This window comes from Actinopolyspora lacussalsi subsp. righensis (genome assembly GCF_900116555.1).
Lineage (GTDB): Bacteria > Actinomycetota > Actinomycetes > Mycobacteriales > Pseudonocardiaceae > Actinopolyspora > Actinopolyspora lacussalsi.
Genome location: NZ_FPAT01000005.1, coordinates 348,977 through 373,006, shown reverse-complemented (window position 1 = coordinate 373,006; position 24,030 = coordinate 348,977). Strand labels below are relative to the sequence as shown.

At 68.9% G+C, this 24,030-nt stretch carries 18 protein-coding genes and 2 riboswitches; of the genes, 14 read left to right on the top strand and 4 right to left on the bottom strand.

What is annotated here, in order from left to right; translation table 11 throughout:
* Positions 1–94: 94 nt before the first annotated feature.
* On the bottom strand, positions 95–730 hold the full coding sequence (locus BM394_RS12055; RefSeq protein ID WP_092977728.1) for a LysE family translocator: 636 nt from the start codon (positions 728–730) through the stop codon (positions 95–97).
* Between the two features lie 422 nt (positions 731–1,152).
* Here BM394_RS12055 and BM394_RS12050 point away from each other — a divergent pair, with 422 nt between their 5' ends.
* A complete protein-coding gene (locus tag BM394_RS12050) occupies positions 1,153–1,920 on the top strand; it encodes a serine protease (protein WP_245780129.1) in 768 nt (255 codons plus the stop codon).
* 172 nt (positions 1,921–2,092) lie between these two features.
* On the opposite strand, the gene BM394_RS12045 is transcribed toward BM394_RS12050, so the two are convergent.
* Positions 2,093–3,094: an adenosine deaminase gene (locus tag BM394_RS12045; RefSeq protein WP_217643460.1), complete on the bottom strand. Its 1,002-nt coding sequence runs from the start codon at positions 3,092–3,094 to the stop codon at positions 2,093–2,095.
* Between the two features lie 152 nt (positions 3,095–3,246).
* Between BM394_RS12045 and BM394_RS12040 the strand changes: the two genes are divergently transcribed.
* The 10 genes from BM394_RS12040 (at position 3,247) to cobA (ending at position 15,638) form a co-directional block, all read left to right on the top strand.
* The gene (locus BM394_RS12040; RefSeq protein WP_175496692.1) at positions 3,247–3,723 is read left to right on the top strand and encodes a GNAT family N-acetyltransferase; all 477 of its coding nucleotides are present in this window, start codon (positions 3,247–3,249) and stop codon (positions 3,721–3,723) included.
* Between the two features lie 43 nt (positions 3,724–3,766).
* Positions 3,767–3,935: riboswitch (cobalamin riboswitch) on the top strand.
* A gap of 36 nt (positions 3,936–3,971) precedes the next feature.
* Positions 3,972–6,176 (top strand): VWA domain-containing protein, encoded by a 2,205-nt coding sequence (locus tag BM394_RS12035; RefSeq protein WP_092977726.1) that lies wholly within the window; start codon positions 3,972–3,974, stop codon positions 6,174–6,176.
* 345 nt (positions 6,177–6,521) lie between these two features.
* The gene (gene cobO, locus BM394_RS23350) at positions 6,522–7,136 is read left to right on the top strand and encodes a cob(I)yrinic acid a,c-diamide adenosyltransferase (protein WP_092924513.1); all 615 of its coding nucleotides are present in this window, start codon (positions 6,522–6,524) and stop codon (positions 7,134–7,136) included.
* The gene (locus BM394_RS12025; RefSeq protein ID WP_092977724.1) at positions 7,130–8,533 is read left to right on the top strand and encodes a cobyrinic acid a,c-diamide synthase CobB; all 1,404 of its coding nucleotides are present in this window, start codon (positions 7,130–7,132) and stop codon (positions 8,531–8,533) included. Before cobO ends, BM394_RS12025 begins: the two co-directional genes overlap by 7 nt.
* A gap of 497 nt (positions 8,534–9,030) precedes the next feature.
* Positions 9,031–10,671: an SAM-dependent methyltransferase gene (locus BM394_RS12020; protein WP_175530067.1), complete on the top strand. Its 1,641-nt coding sequence runs from the start codon at positions 9,031–9,033 to the stop codon at positions 10,669–10,671.
* Positions 10,672–10,722: 51 nt separating this feature from the next.
* Entirely contained in the window at positions 10,723–11,931 is a 1,209-nt protein-coding gene (gene cbiE / locus BM394_RS12015) for a precorrin-6y C5,15-methyltransferase (decarboxylating) subunit CbiE (RefSeq protein ID WP_092977882.1), read from the top strand.
* Positions 11,928–12,413, top strand: coding sequence for a cobalamin biosynthesis protein (locus BM394_RS12010; protein WP_092977720.1), 486 nt, complete (start codon positions 11,928–11,930; stop codon positions 12,411–12,413). The genes cbiE and BM394_RS12010 overlap by 4 nt, the downstream gene beginning before the upstream one ends.
* 494 nt (positions 12,414–12,907) lie before the next feature.
* Positions 12,908–14,008: a pyridoxal-phosphate-dependent aminotransferase family protein gene (locus BM394_RS12005; RefSeq protein ID WP_092977717.1), complete on the top strand. Its 1,101-nt coding sequence runs from the start codon at positions 12,908–12,910 to the stop codon at positions 14,006–14,008.
* Positions 14,009–14,129: 121 nt separating this feature from the next.
* Entirely contained in the window at positions 14,130–14,321 is a 192-nt protein-coding gene (locus tag BM394_RS12000) for a hypothetical protein (protein ID WP_217643459.1), read from the top strand.
* An 81-nt stretch (positions 14,322–14,402) separates the two neighbouring features.
* Entirely contained in the window at positions 14,403–15,638 is a 1,236-nt protein-coding gene (gene cobA, locus BM394_RS11995; protein ID WP_092977715.1) for a uroporphyrinogen-III C-methyltransferase, read from the top strand.
* 61 nt (positions 15,639–15,699) lie between these two features.
* On the opposite strand, the gene cobN is transcribed toward cobA, so the two are convergent.
* Positions 15,700–19,314, bottom strand: coding sequence for a cobaltochelatase subunit CobN (gene cobN, locus BM394_RS11990; RefSeq protein ID WP_092977713.1), 3,615 nt, complete (start codon positions 19,312–19,314; stop codon positions 15,700–15,702).
* A 115-nt stretch (positions 19,315–19,429) separates the two neighbouring features.
* Positions 19,430–19,603, bottom strand: a riboswitch (cobalamin riboswitch).
* 90 nt (positions 19,604–19,693) lie between these two features.
* Between cobN and cobG the strand changes: the two genes are divergently transcribed.
* From cobG to BM394_RS11975, 3 genes are read left to right on the top strand one after another with little or no spacing between them, the layout of a single operon-like run.
* A complete protein-coding gene (cobG, locus tag BM394_RS11985) occupies positions 19,694–21,085 on the top strand; it encodes a precorrin-3B synthase (RefSeq protein ID WP_092977711.1) in 1,392 nt (463 codons plus the stop codon).
* Positions 21,082–21,708, top strand: a complete 627-nt coding sequence (locus BM394_RS11980; protein WP_092977709.1) for a precorrin-8X methylmutase — start codon at positions 21,082–21,084, stop codon at positions 21,706–21,708. Before cobG ends, BM394_RS11980 begins: the two co-directional genes overlap by 4 nt.
* Positions 21,709–21,731: 23 nt before the next feature.
* On the top strand, positions 21,732–23,249 hold the full coding sequence (locus BM394_RS11975) for a precorrin-2 C(20)-methyltransferase (protein WP_092977880.1): 1,518 nt from the start codon (positions 21,732–21,734) through the stop codon (positions 23,247–23,249).
* On the opposite strand, the gene BM394_RS11970 is transcribed toward BM394_RS11975, so the two are convergent.
* Positions 23,237–23,986 (bottom strand): cobalt-precorrin-6A reductase, encoded by a 750-nt coding sequence (locus tag BM394_RS11970; protein ID WP_092977707.1) that lies wholly within the window; start codon positions 23,984–23,986, stop codon positions 23,237–23,239. The genes BM394_RS11975 and BM394_RS11970 overlap by 13 nt on opposite strands.
* Positions 23,987–24,030: the final 44 nt, after the last annotated feature.

Below are 24,030 nucleotides of genomic sequence, written 5' to 3'. Positions count from 1 at the left end.
GCCGAACCGGGCCCGGCAGCGGGCCGATGGTCACTGTTACCCGGGATTTCTCCGGCAGCGGTTGTCGCCCGCGTGGGTACTCGTGCCGGAGCGGTCAACCGGCGACCAGTCCCACGGAGAGCCCGAGGAACGCCGCCGCGCTGACCACGTCGAGTGAGTTGCGGATGCTCGGCTTCCGCAGTCGGCCCGCCACCCGGGAGGCGCCGAGTACGATCGCCAGCTCCCATACGGCGGCCAGCGCCAGGAAAACGAGCCCGAGCATCGTCAGCTGCAGGGCCGGACTGGTCGCGGATCCCACGAACTGCGGCAGAAAGGCCAGGCTGAACAGCAGCATCTTGGGATTGGTGATGTTGCTGAGCAGACCACGCAGGTACGGGTTGGCATCCGGTGTCGTCGGGGCGTCACCGAGCACGTCGGCGCTGTCGCCGTGCCGGGAGCGCCAGAGTCCGCGCAGGATGGTCACTGCCAGATAGATCAGATAAGCCGCTCCCACCCACTTCAGCACCGAGAGCACTTCCGGTCTGCTGGTGACGAGTGCTCCCAGGCCCGAGATCACCAGGGCCACCTGAACCAGGCTCGCGGTGTGGATGCCCGCCAGGGTGTACAGCCCCGGGCGTGTCCCGAACCTCATCGATGTGCGAAGCAACAGGAACGTGTCCACACCGGGGGTGAGTATCACCGCCGTGCTGATGAGTACGAAGCCCGGCAGGGTTCCCGGATCCAGCAGCATGCCGTTCCTTTCCGTGCGCGACCGTGGCCGATTCGGGTCGTCGACACACGTTTCACCGACAAGAGGTCACTTGTGGGCGACAGGCTTCACACGTTCGGGGGTGGATCGTGGAGCCCGTCTCGTTGCTTGCCGGACCATCCAGTTGGCATTTCAGGATTAATGCCGCGCAAAGTCCGATCGGGAAGCAACTTTTTCGACTGAATACGAGTATAACGAAAAAAATTACGTCACAGCTGTGAGTTGTCCCTCCTGTGTTCGGTGCAACACCAGCGGATACGTTCCGTCGTGGAGTCGACACACTCGGGCAGAACTGGAGACCACTGTTGCGTGTTCACGGCGGCCCTTCCCGCGGGGGAGCCAACCGACCGCTGCGACCTCGGCTTCGAGTGCTCGTGTGCTGCCTGGTTCCGTTGCTGTGGGCCGTGCAAACCACCGCAGTGGTTCAGGCGGAGTCGATGACCGGTGGCGGTGACGTGCGGGCCAGAATCGTCGGCGGTACCGCGACCGCCCCGGAAGCCGCGCCCTGGGCCGTCGCGCTCACCGACTCCTCCGGGGCTCACTTCTGCGGGGGTGCGCTGGTTTCCGCTCGCGAGGTCGTCACCGCGGCGCACTGCACGCTCGATCCGACGACCGGTGCGGCCAGGAGTGCCACCGACATCCGGGTCGTGCTCGACCGTCGCGATCTCCGAACCCGGAAGGGGGAGGTGGTCGCGGTCGAACGTGTCTGGCGGCACTCGCGGTACGAGCACTTCACCCGTGGTGACGACGTCGCCGTGCTGACCCTCCGGAACGGGGTGTCCGCGCCGCCGTTGAAACTGGTGGGCGCCGGAGAGCGGGAGCGGTACCGGCCGGGCACCACCGGCACCGTTTACGGCTGGGGACGCACCGCCGAGTCGGAACCGACGTCCCAGGTGCTGCGTTCGGTGCGGGTCCCTGTGATGTCTGATGTCCGGTGTTCCCGGGCGTATCCGGGGTTCGAACGCGAGTCGATGTTCTGCGCGGGGTACCCGGACGGAGGCAAGGACGCGTGCGGCGGCGACTCCGGAGGGCCGTTCGTGGTCGACGGCAGACTCGTCGGCCTGGTCTCCTACGGAAGCGGCTGTGCCCGCCCCGGCTTTCCGGGGGTCTACACGCGACTCTCCTCCTACGCGGCGAGGATTCGCGACGTCGCGGTGAATCCCGTCCGGTGAGTTCGCCCGCTGACGCGGAGCGGCCCGCTCCGGGCGAACCCGTCACGGCCACTCCGCCGCGGTGAACGCGGGCACGTGCCCCACCGGAGAGGCGCCCGCCGCCGTCGTGACCGTCCCGGAGCGCGGCCCCACGCCCGGTCACGCGGATACCGAGGTCACGTTACCGCTGGATTCACGTCGATTCGATCTCGGCCAGCAGTTGTTCGCGTCGGCTGTCCCGAAGGAACGACGCCTCGACGGAGTTGCGCGCGAACTCGCGCAGCGCGGCTTCGTCGAACCCGAGCTCCCGCTCGATCGCCCGGAAGTTGTCACCCACGTACCCACCGAAGTAACTCGGGTCGTCCGAGTTGATCGTGGCGAGCACACCGGCGTCGACCAGCCGGGGCAAGGAGTGTTCCCGCAGGTTCGCCACGCCGCGCAGCCTTACGTTCGAGAGCGGGCACACCGTCAACGGGATACGGTCCCGCGCCAGCCTGCTGACCAGCTCGGGGTCGTCGAGAGCCCGAACGCCGTGGTCGACCCGCTCGACCCCCAGCACGTCCAGCGCCTGCCAGACGTAGTCCGCGGGTCCCTCCTCGCCCGCGTGGGCCACCAGCCGGAGTCCCGCCTGCCGGGCCCGGGAGAACACTGTCGCGAAGTCTCCCGGCGGGTGCCCCAGCTCCGCGGAGTCGAGGCCGATGCCGATTATGCGCTGCCGGTGCTCCAACAGTTCGTCCAGCATCCGAGAAGCTTCCTCACTGCCCCGATCGCGCAGGAAGCACGCGATCAGCTCGGTGCTGATGCCGAAGCGGTGTTCGCTGCTCGACAACGATGCCTCCAGCCCGTCGAGCACCGTCTCCAGCGCCACCCCTCGGGTGGTGTGTGCCTGTGGGTCGAAGAAGATCTCGGCGTGGCGCACCCCCTGCGCCGCCGCCCTGGCGAGATAGCCATCGGCCAGTTCGGTGAAGTCCGCCGCGCTGCGCAGCACGTTCATCCCGGTGTAGTACAGATCCAGAAACGACTGCAGGTCACCGAACTCGTACTTCCCGCGCAGCTCCTCGACTCCCGCGTACGGCAGCGTGATGCCGTTGCGCTCGGCGAGAGCGAACGTCAGTTCCGGCTCCAGCGCGCCCTCGATGTGGATGTGCAGCTCGGTCTTGGGCACTCGCAGTGCCGTCGAGGTTTCCGTGCTCAACGTTTCGTCCCTTCCTGTGGCCGCGAACCGAAGCAAGTAAACGTAACTGTTCCGCCCCGCTCCGCGTGGAGCCCTCCGTCGAGACGTGGCATGGCCGACTCCGCACGCCACGACCGCTCGGGACCACGCGACGGTGTGATAGGTACTGGAGGGTGAACCCGCATCCCCTCGCCACCGCGGTGCAGCGCGCCTACACGGCCGATCTCGCCCCGGAGGATTTCTACCGTATGCTGCGGCTGCGCGTGGACGTCTTCGTCGTCGAGCAGCACTGCCCCTATCCGGAACTCGACGGTCGTGATCTCGAAGGGGCGACCCGCCACTTCTGGATCGACTCCGCCGATTCCGGCGTGCTCGGATACCTGCGACTGCTCGAGGAACCCGACGGCTCCTTCCGGATCGGACGGGTGTGCACCGCCCCCTCCGGTCGGGGAATGGGTCTCGGCAAGAAACTGATGCGTGCCGCTGTCGCCGAGGTCCGCAAGTCGTACGCGGTGCTTTCCTCCCAGACCTACGCGGCGGGGTTCTACCGGTCGTTCGGGTTCGTCGAGTACGGCGAGCCCTACGAGGAGGACGGGATACCGCACATCGACATGCATCGGGACCCGACAGTGACGGGAGTAACGCGATAGGGCACGACGTTTGGTGCCCGAACGGGCTTCTGCGAGGATGCGACGTGGTCCAAGCGAGCAACGGTCAGGAAGCCGGTGTGAATCCGGCACGGCCGGCGCCACTGTGACCGGGGAGCGGTTCTCCAACGAATGGCCACCGGGAATCACCCGGGAAGGCCGGAGAAGCGCGTCGATCCGGGAGTCAGGACACTGCCGTTGCTGCGTTCCGCAACCAGGGGCGTCCGAGACCCTAGGAAGGAATACCAGCGATGACCGCTGCCACATCGGCACAGTCCACCGTGCGCTACCCGTTCTCCGCGGTTGTCGGGCACGACGATCTGCGACTGGGGTTGCTGCTCAACGCGGTGTACCCGCGTATCGGCGGGGTGCTGGTGCGGGGCGAGAAGGGCACCGCGAAGTCGACCATCGTGCGTGCGCTCGCTGCCCTGTTGCCCGCTCTCGACGTCGTCGAGAACTGCCGCTTCGGTTGTGATCCCGCCGAGCCGGACACGGACTGCCCCGACGGGCCGCACGACGAGGCGACGGCCGGTGCTCGTCGTCCCGCCCGGCTCGTGGAACTCCCGGTGGGGGCTTCCGAGGACCGCCTGGTCGGATCGTTGGACGTCGAACGCGCGTTGACCGAGGGAGTCCGCGCCTACCAGCCCGGGCTGCTCGCCGCGGCCAACCGCGGGGTGCTCTACGTCGACGAGGTCAACCTGCTGCACGATCACCTCGTCGACCTGTTGCTCGATGCCGCCGCCATGGGCCGCTCCCACGTCGAGCGTGAGGGGGTCTCGCTGTCGCACGCGGCGTCGTTCCTGCTGGTCGGCACCATGAACCCGGAAGAGGGTGAGCTGCGTCCCCAGCTGTTGGATCGCTTCGGGCTGACCGTGCAGGTGGCCGCCTCGCGCGAGGTGGACACGCGTACCGAGGTGGTACGTCGTCGACTGCACTTCGAGGCCGATCCAGTCGGGTTCGCGAAGGAATGGGCGGAGGAGGACGCCGAGCTCGCGCGACGCATCGCCGATGCCCGCTCCCGGGTCGACTCCGTCCAGCTGCCGGACTCCGAGGTTCGCCGGATCGCGTCGGTGTGTGCCTCGTTCGAGGTGGACGGTATGCGCGCCGATCTGGTGCTGGCGCGTGCCGCGGTCGCGCACGCGGCCTGGCGGGGAGTGAACGCTGTCGCCGCGGCGGATGTGGAAGCCGCGGCGAGGCTGGCGCTGCCGCACCGCCGACGGCGCGATCCGTTCGACGAGCCGGGGATGGACGAGCAGCAGTTGCGACAGGCCCTGGACGATGCCGAACAGGACGCCGAGCGGCAGGAGGCCTCGGCGGACTCGGTCACGTCCGATTCGGACGGTGCTTCCGAGCCGAACGATTCCGAGCACGGCCCCGATGGCGGCCCTGACGAAGGCCCCGGTGACGGCCCCGACGACGAGGACGGTTCCGGGGGTGGCGGCACCGGCGCTCCGGACGGTCCCGAGGGACCCGACAACACCCCCTCGGGAGGGGCCGAGGGGAGGCCGCCTTCCGACGAGGATGCCGCCGGTAACACTGCCAACGGTTCGGACGGGAACGGTTCCGACGGCTCCGGTGAAGCCCCACGAGAGCGGACTTCCGAGGCGTCGGACACCACGTTCCGGGCTCGGTTGCTGGAGATTCCCGGCCTCGGCGAAGGCGCGCCGGGACGGCGTTCGCGGTCGCGTTCCCGTACCGGCCAGGTCGTGCGCTCGTCCGCGGTGGACGGTCACGGTGTTCACCTGCCCGCCACGTTGGCCGCCGCGGCGCCACACCAGCGTTCCCGGGGACGTTCCGGACCCGGCCTGCGGCTGCACGCCACCGATCTGCGCCACTCCGTACGCGAAGGACGCGAGGGCAATCTGGTGCTCTTCGCCGTGGACGCCTCGGGGTCGATGGCTGCCAGGGAGCGGATGTCCGCCGTCAGCGGTGCGGTCATCGCACTGCTTCGCGACGCCTACCAACGCAGGGACAAGGTGGGAGTGGTGACCTTCCGGGGGGCGGACGGCGAGATCGCGCTGCCACCGACCTCGTCGGTGGACACCGCTGCCACTCGCATGCGCAGGCTGCCGACCGGCGGCAAGACGCCGTTGGCGGGTGGGCTGCTCACGGCTCGCAAGGTGATCCGTACCGAGCGGATGCGTGATCCGCAGCGTCGCCCCCTGCTGGTCGTGCTCACCGACGGTAAGGCCACTGTGGGCGTCGACGCCGCGGGCAACGCCGCCACGCGTAGCCGTCGCGCCGTGGACGACGCGATGCGTTCGGCCGCGTTGCTCAACGAGATGGGCGTGGCCTCCGTGGTGGTGGACTGCGAGAACGGGCCGGTGCGTCTCGGCATGGCCGATCGACTGGCGCACGTGCTCGGAGCGCCCAACCTGCGGTTGGAGGAACTCTCCGCGGACAACGTCGCCGGAGTCGTGCGCGCCGCACGGGAAGCCGGTGCGGTGCTCGCGTGACTCCGTTCCGTCGGGAGCGCACCGTCGTGCACGGTGTGGAGGCGATTGCTGATACAATGCGTGGTGTCCACCTGACCCCCAGGGGTGGACCAAAGCGCCCTCGCGCTCCCGGCACCCCCAGGCCGGTTGAGTGCGAGGGCGTTCTCTCGCTGTCCGTGGACGAGGCGCGGTTCGTGGACGAGGCGCGTTACCCGCCATCCGATGACGAGACCGGTGTCCGCTCGTGGTTCGGCCGCCCCGAACCCTCCGCACGCGACCGTGATACCCACTTCACACCCTCCCGCTGTCCACGCCCCTCGCTCGGGTCGTGGAAGCGAACGACCGTACTCGCTTGGAGATCCTGCTATGCCACAGGGACAACCGAACTCCGTACCGAACGACGGGTTGACCACCAGGCAGCGTCGCAACCGTCCCTTGCTCGCGGTGCACACCGGTGACATGAAGGGCAAGTCCACCTCCGCGTTCGGAATGGCGTTGCGCGGCTGGAACCAGGGCTGGTCCATCGGGGTTTTCCAGTTCGTCAAGTCGGCCAAGTGGCGGGTGGGCGAGGAGTCGGCCTTCCGGGCGCTCGGCAGGTTGCACGAGGAGACCGGCGAGGGCGGTCCGGTCGAGTGGCACAAGATGGGTGAGGGGTGGTCCTGGACCCGCAAACGCTCCACGGAGCAGGATCACGCCGAGGCCGCGTTGGAGGGGTGGCACGAGATCGCCCGCCGGATCGAGCAGAGCAGGCACGACCTCTACGTGCTCGACGAGTTCACCTACCCGCTGCACTGGGGATGGGTCGACGTGGCGGAAGTGGTGGAAACCCTGCGGCAGCGCCCGGGATTCCAGCACGTGGTGATCACCGGCAGGCGTGCTCCGCAGCAGTTGCTCGACGCCGCCGATCTGGCACTGGAGACCGGCAAGCTCAAACACCCGATGGATGCTGGCCAGAAGGGGCAGAAGGGGATCGAGTGGTGAGCCGGTCGGTTTCGGCCACGGTGACCGGCGCCGCTCGCCCGCGCGTCGTGGTCGCGGCTCCGGGCTCCGGACACGGCAAGACCACCGTCGCGACCGGACTGCTCGCGGCGCTGCGTGAGCGACTCGGAAAGGTGGCGGGCTTCAAGGTGGGGCCCGACTACATCGACCCCGGGTATCACGCCGTGGCCACCGGTGCACCGGGTCGTAATCTCGACCCCGTCCTGGTCGGGGAGAGTCGTGTCGCCCCGTTGTTCGCCCACGGTGCCGAGGGGGCGGACCTCTCCGTCGTCGAAGGTGTCATGGGGCTGTTCGACGGCAGGCTCGGTTCCGTGGACGAAGTGCCGCCCTACGGTTCGACGGCTCACGTCGCCTCCTTGCTGGACGCTCCGGTGGTGCTCGTGGTGGACGCCAAGGGGCAGAGTCAGAGCGTGGCCGCGTTGTTGCACGGTTTTCGTGCTTTCCAACCGGGACTGCGGCTGGGAGGTGTGATCTTCAACAGGGTCGGTTCGGCTCGGCACGAGGGGATTCTGCGGGAGGCCGCGCGCTCCGTGGGGATCAACGTGCTCGGTGTTCTCGCCCGTGCCGACGAGCTGCACGTGCCCTCGCGCCACCTCGGCCTCGTCACCGCAGCCGAGCACGGCGAGCGGGCCGATGACGCCGTCGCCGGCATGGCGCGGATCGTCGCCTCGGGTGTCGATCTCGACGCGGTGGCCGCACTCGCCGCTTCGGCTTCCGGAATGTCCGTCGAGCCGTGGCGCCCCGAAACCGCGATCGGTGACAGCGAGCTGACGGCGGGGTCGCCTCGGGTGGCGGTGGCGGGTGGATCGGCGTTCACCTTCGGCTACACCGAACACGTCGAACTGCTGCGAGCCGCGGGTGCGGAGGTCACCGTGGTCGATCCGCTGCGGGACGAGCGATTGCCAGCGGGCACCAGCGGATTGATTCTGCCCGGTGGGTTCCCGGAGCAGTACGTCGCGGACCTGTCCGCGAACGAGGGGCTGCGTCACGACATCGCGAGCCGTGTCGCCGACGGCCTGCCGGTGCACGCCGAATGCGCGGGCCTGCTGTACCTGGCGCGGAGTCTGGACGGATATCCGCTGTGCGGGGTGTTGGACGTCGACGCGCGGATGTCCCCTCGGCTCACGCTCGGCTACCGGGAGGCGGTGGCGGCGAGTGACTCGGTGCTGTTCCACGAGGGCAGCCGGGTCTCCGGGCACGAGTTCCACCGCACCGTGCTCACCCGGAAGGCCGGGGAAAACCCGGCTTGGTTCTGGCGCGACGACGGTGTGGTTACCGAGGGGTTCGTGCGCGACAGGCTGCACGCTTCCTACCTCCACACCCACCCGGTCGCGATACCCGGGGCGATCGCGCGGTTCGTGCGGGAGTGCTCCCGCTGACGGCACGCTCGGTGAAACCGGTCCCGAACGACACCACGGTCGCCGATCGGGCGTGATTCTCCGCTCCGCGGTTGTCGTTCGAGTGAATAAGTGACGGGGAAACCCCGGCGGATCTACTTCGAGTTCCTTCCCCTACCCGGTCGGGTCGGCCGGGCAGGGCCGACGTGCTTGATCCACTCTGGAACGATTGTTCCCGTTCGTGTGCCGTGTGCGGCCGGAACGGTGCACTCGGTGTCGTCGGCGGTGTCGCGATACGGTCGATCAGTACGCGTCGTGGCTTTTCACTGTCGCGTCGACGATCGATGCGCGGTGTTTTCATAACCGAGTGCCGCTCGTCTGCGCCACGGGCGACCGCGGGACGAGTCGGAGACCTCCGTCGGTGCACCGGTGATTCGACCGCCTCGACGCGGGAGAACGGCCGTACCGGGTGCGGCGCGTATCGATTGTCCGCAGTGGTATTACTTGCACCGCGTGAGGCGGGAGAGGAGAACGATCGCATGACTTCGGGAACTCGTACCGGGCTGGTCTCTTTCGTGGGGGCGGGCCCCGGTGCGGCCGATCTGATGACACTGCGCGCCGCGCGTCGGATCTCCGAGGCGGACATCGTTCTCTGCAGTCCGAGCACGATCTCTCCCGAGGGTGTGCGGGAACACGCACGTGCCGATGTGGAGCTGCTCGACATCACCGCGGTCGACCAGCGCGAGGTTCAGGAGATCTACCGCAGGGCGGAGCGGGAACGCCTGCGAGTGGTGCGACTGCACTCCGGCGACGCCGTGGTCTGGAGTTCGCTGCAGCAGCAGTACGACACCTGCGCGCGCATGGAGCTGGAAGTGGAGATGGTTCCGGGAGTTGCCGGCCACACCGCCGCGGCCGCCGCGGTCGGCAGGGAACTCACCGGTGCGGAACACGAGTATCCCCTCATGGTGGCCAGGCCGGACGGTCGATCCAATACGCTTCCGGACGCGGCGAAAGCGCGGGAGTTCGCCGAGAACGGCGTGACCATGGCGCTGTCGGTCTCCGCGTCACGCACCGGTCAACTCGTGGAGCGGTTGCGCGCGGCGGGCTACGACGACGACGTTCCGGTCGTGGTCGCCTACAAGGTCACGTGTTCCGACGAGTTGGTGCTGCGCAGCAGCGTCGGCGAGCTCGAGGGAGTCGTCAAGAAGCACAGGCTCTGGCGGAACACGCTCTTCCTGGTCGGCGAGGCGCTGCGGTCGCAGGTCACCCGTTCGCGGTCCTACTCCGCCGCGCGGACGCGGGAGCAGGCGGTGCGGACCGGTCGCTATGGGGAATCGACTTCGGGACGGCGTGGTGGTTCCGGCTCTCGGTACTCCACCGGGCGGCGGGGCACGGAGCGGAGTTCGGGAACTCGCGGTGCTTCGGGTGACGCCGAGGGCGGTGCGGACGGACCGCTTCCGCAGCCCCGTTCGGACGAACAACGCGATGGTGCGCGTGCCGACGCCGACGTCGCCTGGTGGGCGGTGCGTGATTGGCAGCAGAACACCAGGGACGCCGTTCGGACCGGTGGTCGCGGTGGAGTTCGGCACTCGGTCGTGACCGAGCAGCAGTCCACCGAGGGGTTCACGGTCCCCGAGGGGGACGTGGCCACCGAACAGGGTGCTGTCGAGTCCGGAACGGGGGAGGACGCCGTGGCGGCGACGGATGGTTCCGTCGACCCCGCCCAAGGGGAGGGCCTCGAACCAGCGCACACCGTTGACGACGCGGTCTCCGGGGCGGCGGAGCGCGGAGCGACCGGTCCCGAGGGGAGTGGGCGTGACGACGCGGAGTCCGCACCGTACGGTTCCTCCAGCGGTACCGAACGGGAAACGGCCGAGGAACCGGTCGCGTCCGAGGAGGATCCGCGGGAACGGTCCAGCGCCGAAAAGGGCGAACAAGCCGAGGAGTCGAGCGCGGCGGAGGCCGTCGACGTCTCGAACCCGAAAACCGCCAAGAACGACTCACGGTCCGGTACCTCGGCGAAGTCCGGTTCCAAGAGTTCGGCGACCAAGTCCGGCGGTGGCAGGTCGAACACGGCGAAGAGCGGCACCAGAACCAGGTCGCAGCAGAAGAGCACGACGAACGGGAACAGGGGCGGTTCGTCGAGTACCGGTTCCGGGAAGCGGCGCGCCACCGAGTAGGAAGTCACAGCGAGAGACCAACTCAACCTCTAGTCGGACGGAGTGTGCGACGTGGCGGTCACGGTTATCGGAATCGACGGTGGACCGTTGCCCGAGGGGGCGGCCGAGGTGCTGAACTCCGCGGAACTGATCGTGGGAGCTCCCCCGCACTTGCGGGTGCACGCACCGGAGGGGGTGCGAACGGTCGAGCTCGGTTCGTTCGGGCCCGCGTTGAGCGCGCTTTCCGCGTTGACCGCCGAGGAAACCGGTGTGGTGCTCGCCTCGGGTGACCCCGGTTTCTTCGGTGCCGTTCGCGCACTGCGCGACAAGGGAGTGCGGTGCACGGTGTTGCCCGCGTTGTCCAGCGTGCAACGACTGCTCGCGGGCATGGGACGTTCCTGGGAGGACGCCAGCGTGGTCAGCGCGCGCATCGGGGGACTGCACCGTGCGCTCAACATCTGCCGCGCGCGTTCGACCGTGGTGGTGCTGACCGGTGGTGACACCGGGCCGGCACAACTGGCCTCCGGGTTGCGTGGTTGGCGTCGCACGATGATCGTCGGTGAGGATCTCGGGGGCGAGCACGAGCGTGTAACCACGATCGATCCGGACGAGGCGGCGGAGCGCAACTGGTTCGAACCCAACATCGTCTGCTGCGTGGACGATCCGGACGCCGTTCCCGGACGTAGCTGGCACAGCGGGGGTGAGCCCACGCCTCCGGAGCGGTGGGCCCTTCCGGAGGACGAGTTCTCCCATCGGGAGGGGACGGTCACCACCAGCGAGGTTCGTGCGCTCGCGCTGGCGCGACTGGCTCCCCGGCCCGGCAGCCTGGTGTGGGACGTGGGGGCCGGCTCGGGTTCGGTGGCGGTGGAGTGCGCCAGGATGGGTGCGGCCTGCGTCGCGGTGGAGTCCGATGAGGCCCAGGTCGTGAGGCTGGTCTCCAACGCTGCCGCTCACGGGGTGGACGTCCGCGTCGAGGAGGGTGCCGCGCCGGCGGTGTTGCGTGGGCTCGCCAAGCCGGATTCGGTTTTCGTCGGGATCGACGACGCGGAAGTGCTCACCGCCTGCGCTCATGCGGGGGCGCGTCGGGTCGTACTCGCCTCGCACACGTTGGACCGGATCGCGGCGAACAGGGATGTGCTGCGCAACGCCGGTTACCACGTCGAGGGAGTACAGCTCTTCGCCAACCGGATGGTCACTTCGGAGGAGGACGTTTCGGGATTGGCGGCGGGTGAGCCGGTGGTGCTGCTGTCCGCCGAGCTTCCCAACGGGGACGCCGTGTGAGTGTCCCCGGAGCTCTGGTGATCGGTATCGGTGCTTCCAGCGGTGTGACCGCTGCCGCCGTGACGGAAGCACTGTCCGGGCTGGACGAGTGTTTTCCCGGTGGTTCCGTCGTCGTTCGGGCGGTGGCCACGATCGATCGTGCGGCGGAATCGGGACCGCTGCGTGCCGGGCTGCGGCGACACTCGCGGCACTGGTCGCTCGCGGCCGAGGGGGAGCTGCCGCTACTGTGCTACTCGGCCGAAGCGCTCGCCGGGACGATCGTCCCCAATCCGAGCGATTCCGTCGGGGAACGGGTCGGCACCCCCAGCGTCGCGGAAGCGGCATGTCTGCGTGCCGCCGCCGAGATCGGGGACGGCACGGCTCGGATGGTGCTGTCCAAGTTCGTCACCGCCGGTGTCACGCTCGCGGCGGCCAACCCCACTGGATCTCCGAGGGCGCTGCGACCGGTCGTTCCCGGCAGGGTGCTCCGCTGGTTGCGTTGATCCTCGCGTGCAGCGGGCCAGGGGCGGTCACCGTGCTCCCCGTTCGACGCACCGCGTGTCACAGCCGCGCCAAATCGGCTACGCAAAGTGAGTGATTTGCCGACTATTAGGCCGATTTATCGATAGATCTTGACTGTATCGAGTGAAGCTACATTACAGTACTGCAAGCTATATGCGAGAAAACTTCGGCTTGCGTGGTTGCCAACAGCCTTACGGGTGAACCGACCACGCCCACCACCGCACCACTGGGGGTGTGCGGTGGTGTTTTCTTTTCCCGGCCGTGTTTTCGCCGCTCAGCGCCGCGCTTCCGGTTTCTCCGGAGTGTCGCGCCGCGGTTTCCGTGGATTTCTCGAGGATGTGACATTGTCAACAGTTCGTGTGAGCACGCTCGTGGAATCTTGTTTCCGTTGCATGGAATCCGGCGTGCCCAGGTCAGATCCGCGTCAAGTGGGTACGGCCCGCTGCGCTGGGACGGTATGCCTAGGCTGGGCGTCATGGCACTGGTTGAACGCTCTCTACTCGGCCCCGGGCCGTCGAACACCTATCCGGAGGCCACCGCGGCCCTGGCGGCTCCGCTGCTCGGCCACCTGGACCCGGACTTCCTGAAGCTGCTCGACGACACCGGGGAACGGCTGCGGTCGGTCTGGGGGACCCGAAACCTTCGGACGCTTCCGCTTTCCGGTACCGGCTCCATCGGCATGGAAGCCGCCTTCGTCAACTTCGTGCGCCCTGGTGACGTGGTCGTAGTGGCCGTCAACGGTCTGTTCGGCGAACGCATGTGCGATGTCGCGAGCCGTTACGGAGCGGAGGTCGTGCGTGTCGACCACGAATGGGGAGAGCCAGTGGACGTCCAGCGCGTGCTGGAGGCCCATCCCTCCCCGGCGCTGGTGGCAGCCGTGCACGCCGAGACCTCCACCGGTGTGCGCAGCGATATCGGTCGCCTCGGCGAGGCGTTGCGTTCCCGTGGCGGCAACACCCTGCTGTTGGCGGACTGCGTGACCTCGATCGCCGGTGAACAGATCGACCTCGACGCCTGGAACGTCGACATCGCCTACGCCGGTACGCAGAAATGCCTAGGGGTCCCCCCGGGGCTCGCGCCGTTCACGGTTTCCGAGCGCGCCTGGCAGCGCAGGGTCGAGAACCCCACCACCTGGTACCTGGACCTCGGGCTCATCGGGAACTACGTGACCGGAGGAGCCTCCGGCGGACGCGCCTACCACCACACCGCGCCCACCGCGATGGTCGCCTCGCTGCACGCCGCGCTCGGCCGGGTGCTCGACGAGGGGATGCCCGCGGTCGCCGAGCGCCACCGTGCGGCGGGCGAGGCGCTGCAGGAGGGTCTGCGGCGGATGGGGCTCGAGCTGTTCGCTCCGGAGGGCAACAGGCTGCACCAGTTGACGAGCGTGTGGGTGCCCGAAGGGGTGGACTCGGCGGACGTGCGCAAGCAACTGCTGACCGACTACGGCATCGAGATCGGTGCCGGTGCCGGACCGTTCGCCAACAGCGTCTGGCGTATCGGCCTGATGGGCAACAACGCGCGGCTGGACCGGGTGGAGATGCTGCTCGGTGCGTTGCGCACCGTCCTCGGTCGGTGACCGCCCGGGCTGTCTGTCCACGTGCTCGTGCCCGGCCCCGTCACAACGGCGGGGCCGGGCACGAGCACGTCCGGAATGTTCCCGGTCGTGGGATCTCCACGGCGAGCAACCGATCATCGGCGTGGTAGTGCTCGCGGGCGTGCTCTCGGGGCTCGGTATCCCGGTGGCTGGGATCGTCGCGGGTAGCGGGGATCACTTCGAGCTTCTCGGGTATCTGACGCTCGGGGCCTTCATGGCAGTATGGGGAGGCGCCGCGCTCTGGTGGAAGCTGTCCGTTCCCAAGCCGCACGAAGCCGTGCGTGCTCACCAGTGACGGATACCAGCGGCAGCGACAGTCTCGAACCGACCCCGCCGATGTCGCCGGGGGTGTGACCCGACAGGAACGACTATCCAGATGACCTCGCACAGCCAGCACCACTACTTCGCCGGACTCGATCTGCAGGACAGGCGGGTGGTGGTCGTCGGAGCCGGAACCGTGGCACAGCGCCGCGTCCCCAGGCTGCTCAAGGCCGGGGCAAGTGTCGTGGTGATATCGCCGGAGGCCACTCCCGCCGTTGATGCCATGGCCGAAGCCGGAGAGCTGGTGTGGCACCGCAGGCGGTACACCGAGGGAGATCTGGACGGGGCCTGGTACGCGGTGGCCTGCACCTCCAGCGCCGAGGTCAACGAGCGGGTCGTCGCCGAGGCGGAGCGCGACCGGGTGTTCTGCGTGCGCGCGGACGACGCGAGCGGAGGCACCGCGGTCACCCCCGCCGTCGCGGAACACGACGGACTGCTGTTCGGAGTGTTGGCCGGTGGGGATCACCGGAGATCGGCCGTGGTCAAGGAGGCGCTGCTGGAGGCGCTGCGTACCGGACAGGTCGAAGAGCGTGCCGAACCACCGGAACCCGGCGTCGCCCTGGTCGGCGGTGGTCCGGGGGATCCCGACCTGATCACGGTTCGTGGCCGTCAGCTGCTGGGGAGGGCCGACGTGGTGATCACCGACCGGCTCGCGCCGCGTGAACTGCTGGAGGAGCTCTCCCCCGACGTCGAGGTGATAGACGCCTCCAAGATCCCTTACGGGCGCGCGGCGAACCAGGAAGTCATCAACAAGCTGCTGATCGAACGCGCCACGGCGGGCAACTTCGTGGTGCGGCTGAAGGGCGGCGACCCCTACGTTTACGGACGGGGCTTCGAGGAACTGCTGGCCTGCGTCGAGGCAGGGGTGGCGGTGACCGCGGTACCCGGTATAACCAGTGCGTTCGCGGCGCCGGCTATCGGAGACGTGCCGGTGACCCACCGCGGGGTGGCGCACGAGGTGGTCGTGGTCTCCGGGCACGTGGGGCCGAACGACGAGCAGTCCCTGGTGGACTGGCCCGCCCTCGCCCGGTTGAACGGGACGCTGGTGCTGATGATGGCCGTCAAACGGATCCGTGAGTTCGCCGACGTGCTGCTCGAACACGGCAGGAGCCCCGAAACGCCGGTCGCGGTGGTACAGGAAGGCACCATGCACACGCAGCGGACGCTGCGGAGCACCCTGCGCGAAGTGGCCGACGACGTCGAGAACTCCGAGGTCAAGCCGCCCGCCGTGATCGTCGTCGGTCCGGTGGCGGGGCTGGCCCCCGAACATCGGGCCCTGCCGGTGGGCTGATTCCGCCCGACCGCTCGTCGGCGTCGATTTCGCGCGAAATCGACGCCGACGAGCGTCGGTGTCAGTTCCCGCCGGGACCGTCCTCCAGGTCACCTTCCACCTGCAGGTAGACCTCACGCAGCCCCCGCAGCGTTTCGGGGTCCGGTTCCGCCCACAGCTCGCGGTCGGCGGCCTCCAGCAGTCGCTCGGCGATCCCGTGCAGCGCCCACGGGTTCGACTCGGTGAGGAACTTCTGGTTCTGCTCGTCGAAGACGTAGGTCTCGGCGAGCTTCTCGTACATCCAGTCGCCGACCACGCCGGTGGTCGCGTCGTAGCCGAACAGGTAGTCCACCGTGGCCGCGAGCTCGAAGGCCCCCTTGTAGCCGTGTTGGCGCATCGCCGAGACCCAGCGGGGATTGACCACACGGGAACGGAACACCCGCGAGGTCTCCTCGTGCAGCGAGCGAGTCCGGATCGAGTCCGGACGCGAACTGTCCCCGATGTAGGCGGCGGGGGATTCGCCGGTCAGCGCTCTGACCGTGGCGACCATCCCACCGTGGTACTGGAAGTAGTCGTCCGAGTCGGCGATGTCGTGTTCCCGGGTGTCGGTGTTCTTGGCCGCCACCGAGATCCTGCGGTAGGCGCTCTCCATGTCCGACCTCGCCTCGACACCGTCCAGCTCGCGGCCGTAGGCGAAACCACCCCAGACCGTGTACACCTCGGCGAGGTCCGAGTCGTCGCGCCAGTTGCGGCTGTCGATCAGCGACAGCATGCCCGCACCGTAGGCACCCGGCTTGGAACCGAAGATGCGCATCGTCGCGCGGCGCTCGTCGCCGTGCTCGGCGATGTCGGCCCTGGTGTGCGCCCGCACGTGGTTCCACTCGTCGGGCTCGTCCAGCTCGGAGACCATCCGGAAGGCGTCGTCGAGCAGGTTGACCACGTGCGGGAAGGCGTCCCGGAAGAAGCCGCTGATGCGCACCGTGACGTCGACGCGCGGCCGTTCGAGCTCGTCGAGCGGGATCGCCTCCAGCCCGTTGACCCGCCGCGAGGAGTCGTCCCAGGTGGGACGGACACCGATCAGCGCGAGCACCTCTGCGATGTCATCACCGGAGGTGCGCATCGCGCTGGTGCCCCACACCGACAGTCCCACCGTGTCGGGCCACTCACCGTTGTCCTCGCGGTAGCGCTGCAGCAGCGACTCGGCGATGGCGTAGCCGGTGTCCCAGGCGAGCCTGCTCGGAATGCCCTTCGGGTCCACCGAGTAGAAGTTCCTGCCGGTGGGAAGTACGTTCACCAGCCCGCGCAGCGGGGAGCCGCTCGGCCCGGAGGGGATGTACCCGCCGTTCAGCGCGTGCAGCGTCGAGTCCATCTCGTCGGTGGTGGCCGCGAGTCGCGGCACGATCTCCGCGGCGGCGAACCGCAGCACCTCGGGAACCCGTTCCGGCACCTCGCCCAGCACCGCACGGCAGGCTTCCTCGACTTTCTCGCTCCGCCAGCCGTGTTCCTCCATGGCCGCCACCAGCGAGTGAGCCCGCTCCTCGACGTCGTCCACCCGTTCCCGGGCCTCCGAACCGTCCTCCGCGAGTCCCAACGCCTCTCGCAGCCCCGGAACCGCTGCCTGCCGGCCACCCCACATCTGCCGTGCCCGCAGCATCGCCAGCACCAGGCCGACCCGGGCCTCCCCAGCGGGAGGATCCCCGAACACGTGCAGCCCTTCCCGGATCTGGGCATCCTTGACCTCGCACAGCCAACCGTCGACCTGCATCAGCATGTCGTCGAACTCGGCGTCGTGCGGGCGCTCCGCCAGCCCCAGGTCGTGATCCAGCTTGGCAGCCTGCATCAGCGTCCAGATCTGGCTGCGGATGGCGGGCAGCTTGGCCGGGTCCATCGCCGTGATGTTGGCGTGCTCGTCGAGCAGCTGTTCCAGTCGTGCGATGTCGCCGTAGCTCTCGGCGCGGGCCATCGGAGGAACCAGGTGGTCCACCAGGGTCGCGTGCACCCGCCGCTTGGCCTGTGTTCCCTCACCGGGATCGTTGACCAGGAACGGGTAGATCAGCGGCAGGTCGGCGATCGCCGCGTCCGTGGCGCAGGCCGCCGACATGCCCGCCGTCTTGCCCGGGAGCCACTCCAGATTGCCGTGCTTGCCCAGGTGCACCATCGCGTGCGCGTCGAAGTCGTCGACGAGCCACCGGTAGGCGGCCAGGTAGTGGTGGCTCGGGGGCAGGTCGGGATCGTGGTAGATCGCGATCGGGTTCTCCCCGAAGCCACGTGGCGGCTGGATCATCAGCACGACGTTGCCCGCCCTGATGGCGGCGAGCACGATCTCACCCTCGGGGTCCCGCGAGTAGTCCACGAACAGCTCACCGGGCGGTGGTCCCCAGTGCTGTTCGATGTCGGTGCGCAGCTGTTCGGGAAGCGAGTCGAACCACTCCCGGTAGCGCCCGACGGGGATGCGTACCGGATTGCCCGCCAGCTGTTCCTCGCTCAGCCAGTCGCGGTCCTGTCCGCCTGCCGCGATCAGCGCGTGAATCAGCGCGTCGCCGTCCTGCGCCTCGACACCGGGCAGGGCGTCCGGGCCCTCCGCCGGGCCGATGTCGTAGCCGTGCTCGTGCAGCGAGCGCAGCATCCGCACCGCGGACACCGGGGTGTCCAGGCCGACTGCGTTGCCGACCCTGGCGTGTTTGGTGGGGTAGGCCGAGAGCATCAACGCGAGGCGCTTGCGCTCGGCGGGGATGTGTCCCAGCCTCCCGTGTCGAACCGCGATCCCGGCGACACGCGCCGCGCGCTCGCTGTCGGCGACGTAGACCGGCAGTCCTTCCGAGTCGTTCTCCTTGAACGAGAACGGTACCGTTATCAGCCTGCCGTCGAACTCCGGAACCGCGACCTGGGTGGCCATGTCCAACGGGGACAGTCCCTCGTCGTTCTCCTCCCAGGCGGCGCGGCTGCTGGTCAGGCACAACCCTTGCAGGATCGGGATGTCCAGTCGCGCGAGCGCGCCGACGTCCCACGCCTCGTCGTCACCACCGGCGGTGGCCACCGCGGGCTTGCTGCCCCCCGCGGCGAGCACCGTGACCACCAGGGCGTCCGCGCCGCGCAGCGTTTCGAGCAGTTCCGGGTCGGGGGTGCGCAGCGAGGCGCAGAACAGCGGCATGGCCTGTCCGCCCGCGTTCTCGATCGCGTCGCAGAGGGTGTGGGCGAACGCGGTGTTGCCCGCCATGTGGTGCGCCCGGTAGTACAGCACCGCGACGGTGGGACCCTCCTGCCGACCCGGCGTGCGCTCCAGCCTGCCCCAGGTGGGGGTTTCCGCGGGCGGAGCGAACCCGTGCCCGGTAAGCAGCACGGTGTCGGACAGGAAGTGGAACAGCTGGGTCAGGTTCTCCGGGCCGCCGTGCGCCAGGTAGGCGTGCGCCTCGGCACACACGCCGCCCGGAACCGTCGAGCACTCCATGAGCTCGGCGTCCGGCTGTTGTTCCCCGCCGAGTACGACCACCGGGCGTGGCCCGTTCAGCAGGACGTCGAGTCCTTCCTCCCACGCCCTGCGGCCGCCGAGCAGCCGCACCACGACGAGGTCGACGCCGTCCAGCAGTCCGGGGAGATCGTCCGCACCGACCCGGGCCGGGTTGGCGAGCCGGTAGTCGGCGCCGCTGGCCCGTGCGCTGAGTAGGTCGGTGTCGGAAGTTGACAGCAGCAGGATCATGCGATTGGCTCCTCGGCGTCGAAAACCGGGGGGACCGACCAGGACAGGACGCGCGATGCACGCGCGTTCGAACGGCGCATCAGTAACCTTCCCAGGGGTCCTCGCCCCTTTTCAGTGGTGGCGGTGGTCGGAGTCTCCTGGCTCCCGGATCATCGCTCGCTCCGGTCTTCCCATCTCCACGAGACAGTGACCGTCCACGGAGTTCGCTCCTCGGTGACAGTGGCGGGACCGCGCCGGACTCGCACCGGCTTCCTCCATGATCCACCGCAGATACGAGCTCCAGTTTCGGTAACGTGCGGATCCCTCGTCAAGCCGCGGGCACACCCCAGGCCGCCATCGTGTCGCGGCGCACAGTGGTGCGGCCCGTAGCATCCCCGGAGTGTCCGAGAACTACAGCGTCGACCGAGACAGAGCCGATGCCTGCCCCGGTGCGCTCCGGGTTCATCAGGCCGCGGACGGTGGGCTGGCGCGGATCCGGGTTCCCGGTGGTCGGCTGGAGACCCGCGGGCTGCGCGCCCTGACGAAGGCGGCCGTGGAGCTGGGGAACTCCACGGTCGAGCTGACCTCGCGTGCGAACCTGCAGCTGCGCGGTGTCGAAGCCCCCGAAGAGCTGGGACGGCTGCTGGCCGAAGTCGGTCTGCTGCCCTCGTTGACCCACGAGCGGGTGCGCAACATCATCGCCGCCCCTTACGCGGGACTCGACGGGCGCGGCCGACTGCGCTCGGTGCGTTGGCTCGCCGCGGAACTCGACGCACTGCTGTGCGCCGAGCCCGCGTTGGCCGAACTGTCCGGCAGGTTCCTGTTCACCGTCGACGACGGCAGCGGTGATCTGGCGCGGCTGCGTGCCGACGTGGGACTGCTGCCGGTGTCCTCCGACAACGTCGCCCTGTTGCTGGCGGGAACCGATTCGGGAGTGCGGGTCCCGCCCGACTCGGCGCCCGCCGCCGCGGTGATGGCCGCGTGCGAGTTCCTCGCCGTGCGGGAACGGCACGGTGCCGCCGCGTGGCGAGTGGCCGAGTTGGACACACTGGATGAGTTGACCGACGCGCTTCGTGCTCGTGTGGAGCGATGGTCGGGATCCGTTGCCGATGTCACATCGCGGCCCCCCACCTCGTTCACCGAGCGGGTGAATTCCCAGGAAAGACCCACTGTGGGTGAGCTGGCTCGCTCCGAGGGGCGGGTAGCCCTGGGCGTGGGAGCACCACTGGGGCGCTTGTCCCCGGCGCAGCTGCGTTGCATCATACGAACGGCCGAAGCCGCGTCGGGTACCGTCCGACTGACGCCCTGGCGGACGGTGGTCGTACCCGGCGTCGCCGAAGACGAGTGTTCGACGTGGCTCTCCGCGCTGCACTCGTGTGGTCTGATCGTCGAAACAGCCTCGCCGTTCAACGGCGCGACCGCCTGTGCGGGGGAACCCGGCTGTGCCAAGTCCCTGGCAGACGTCCACCGGGACGCCGCGCGTGGTCTGGCCTATGTCGAGGCGGCGGACGCCGGAGGCACCGATGCCGGTGTCCTGCCGGTGCACTGGGCCGGTTGCTCGCGCCGCTGCGGGCTTCCGCGCGGTCCGGTGGTGGAAGTGCTGGCGAGCCCCTCCGGATACCGGGTCAGCTCCACCACGGAGTCCGGGACCGACACCTGGGCCACGGAGGCGGGGACGGACGAGGTGGCCGAGGCCGTCCGGCGTGCCCGGCACGTCGGTGCGAGCACCGTCGAGCCCGGGAACGGACACGAGGACAACCAGCAGGAAACGGGTGACGAGGACAACCGGTGATCGAATACATCCGGGACGGCAAGGAGATCTACCGGCGCTCCTTCGCGACGATCCGCGCCGAAGCCGGTCTCGACGAGCTGCCGTCGGACGTCGCCGGTGTGGCCGTGCGCATGATCCACGCCTGCGGCATGGTCGACCTTGTCGACGATCTCGCCTTCTCCCCCGGAGCGGTCGGTGTCGCGCGCGACGCGCTGGCTGCCGGTGCTCCGGTGTTGTGCGACGCGGAAATGGTGGCCGCGGGGGTGACGCGCCGTAGGTTGCCCGCCGCCAACGAGATCCTGTGTACCCTGTCCGACCCACGGGTCCCGGAACTGGCCCGTCAGCTGGAGACCACCCGCAGCGCGGCGGCCATGGAACTGTGGCGCGGCAGGCTCGACGGAGCCGTGGTCGCGATCGGCAACGCGCCCACCTGCTTGTTCCGATTGCTGGAGCTGATCGAGGAGGGGGCGGGAACACCAGCGGCGGTACTGGGGATTCCGGTCGGGTTCATCGGTGCGGTCGAGTCCAAACAGGCGCTGGAGGAGCACCCCGGCTGTCCCGAGTACCTGGTGGTGCACGGCAGGCGCGGCGGTAGTGCGATGACGGTCGCCGCCATCAACGCGATCGCGAGCGAGGAAGAGTGAGCAGCCAACACAGCAACGCCCCCCTGCCCGGCCGACTGTTCGGAGTGGGCCTCGGCCCCGGTGATCCGGAACTGGTCACGGTCAAGGCGGCACGTCTGATCGGTGAGGCCGACGTGGTCGCCTATCACAGCGCCAGGCACGGCAACAGCATCGCCCGCTCGGTCGCCGAGCCCTATCTGCGCGGTGACCAGATCGAGGAACCCCTGGTGTATCCCGTCACCACCGAGACCACCGATCACCCCGGGGGGTACCAGGGCGCGATCGACGAGTTCTACACCGAGATCGCGGGCAGGCTGGCCACTCACCTCGCCGCGGGTCGCGACGTCGCACTGCTGGGGGAGGGCGATCCGTTCTTCTACGGCTCCTACATGCACATGCACAAACGGCTCTCGGGACGGTTCGACACGGAGGTCGTGCCAGGCGTCAATTCGGTCAGCGCCGCTTCGGCCGAACTGGGACGACCACTCGCCGAACGCGACGAGGTCCTAACGGTACTGCCCGGCACCCTGGACCCGGACGCCCTGGCCGAGCGACTGCGGGACACCGACGCCGCCGCCGTGCTCAAACTGGGGCGGACCTTCGAGGGAGTGCGGGAGGCCTTCGACAAGGCCGGCTGTCTCGACAGTGCCTACTACGTGGAACGCGCCAGCACACGCCGCCAACGAGTCGAGAAGCTCGGCGACGTCGATCCCGAAAGCGTGCCCTACTTCTCGCTGGCACTGCTGCCCAGCCCGGTGGGGGAGACCACCGGCACCACCGCGGCCCACGAGGACACCGGCAGCGAAACCGGCTCGAGCTCGGGCGGCCTCAGCGTGGTCGGATTGGGCCCCGCGGGGCGGGAGTGGACGACTCCCGAGGCACAGGCGGCGCTCGGCGCCGCTGACGATCTCGTCGGCTACGGTCCCTACCTCGACCGGATTCCGACCAATCCGCGCCAACGCAAGCACCCCTCGGACAACCGGGTCGAAGCCGAGCGGGCCGCGGCAGCGCTGGACCTCGCCGCCACCGGGCGCGAGGTCGTCGTGGTCTCGTCCGGCGACCCAGGGGTCTTCGCGATGGCGAGCGCCGTGCTGGAGGCGGCCGCCGATCCTGCCTACGAGCACGTGAACGTCCGCGTACTCCCCGGGCTCACCGCGGCGCAGGCGGTGGCCAGCAGAGCGGGGGCGCCGCTGGGCCACGACTACTGCGTGCTCTCGCTGTCCGATCGGCTCAAACCGTGGAGCGTCATCGAACAGCGGCTGGAGGCCGCCGCGAGTGCCGATCTCGCGATGGCCGTCTACAACCCGGCGTCCGCGAGCAGGCGTTGGCAGGTCGGTGCGGCCCGCGACACACTGCTCCGGCACCGTGCTCCCGACACACCGGTGGTGATCGGCAGGGACATCGGAGGTGCGGAGGAGGACGTTCGGATCGTCCGGCTCGACGAGCTGGATCCGGAACAGGTCGACATGCGCTGTCTGTTGCTGGTCGGCTCCTCCACCAGCAGGGTCGTCGAGCGCTCGGACGGTACGACCGTGTTCACGCCACGCCGTTATCCGGCATGATAACCGCGTTCCCGGAACCAGGTGAGTGCCTCCTCCACGGTGTGCACCACGGGTGCCGGCGGGAGGTCCGGCTGTCGCACCAGCACCACGGGCAGCCCCAGCCCGCGTGCGGCGCTCAGCTTCCCCTCGGTCATGTCGCCTCCGCTGTTCTTGCTCACGATTACCTCTATCCGGTGTGCTCGGAGCAGTTCCAACTCGGAGGCGGTGTCGAACGGTCCTCTCGCGGAAAGCGTGGTCATGTTCGGCGGCAGCGGTTGTTCGGGCTCGTCGACGGTGCGTACCAGGAACCAGTTGTCCCGCGCGGCGGCGAAGCACCCCAGCTCCTGGCGCCCGGTGGTCAACAGCACGCGCCGCCCGAGTTCGCCGACCTTCTCGGCGGCCTCGGCCAGCGAGTCCACTTGGTGCCACTCGTCGTCCGGTCCCGGCGACCACGCCCTTCTCCGGAGCACCAGCAGCTCGGTTCCCGTGGTTTCCGTGGCCGAGACCGCGTTCTCGGTCATCCGCGCGGCGAACGGATGGGTGGCGTCCACCACGATCCCGATCCGTTCCCCGCGGAGGTATTCGGCCAGTCCTTCCCGGCCGCCGAACCCGCCGATCCGGACCTCACCGGCGGGCAGTTTCGGCTCGCGGACACGGCCGGCGAGCGAGGACACCACCGAAAATCCCAGGTGAGCGAGTTGTTCGGCCAGTCGCCTACCCTCGCCGGTGCCGCCCAGAACGAGGACACGCGGACTCATCGTTACACCTCAATTCGAATGCGGACTCCCGGCGACGGCCCGTG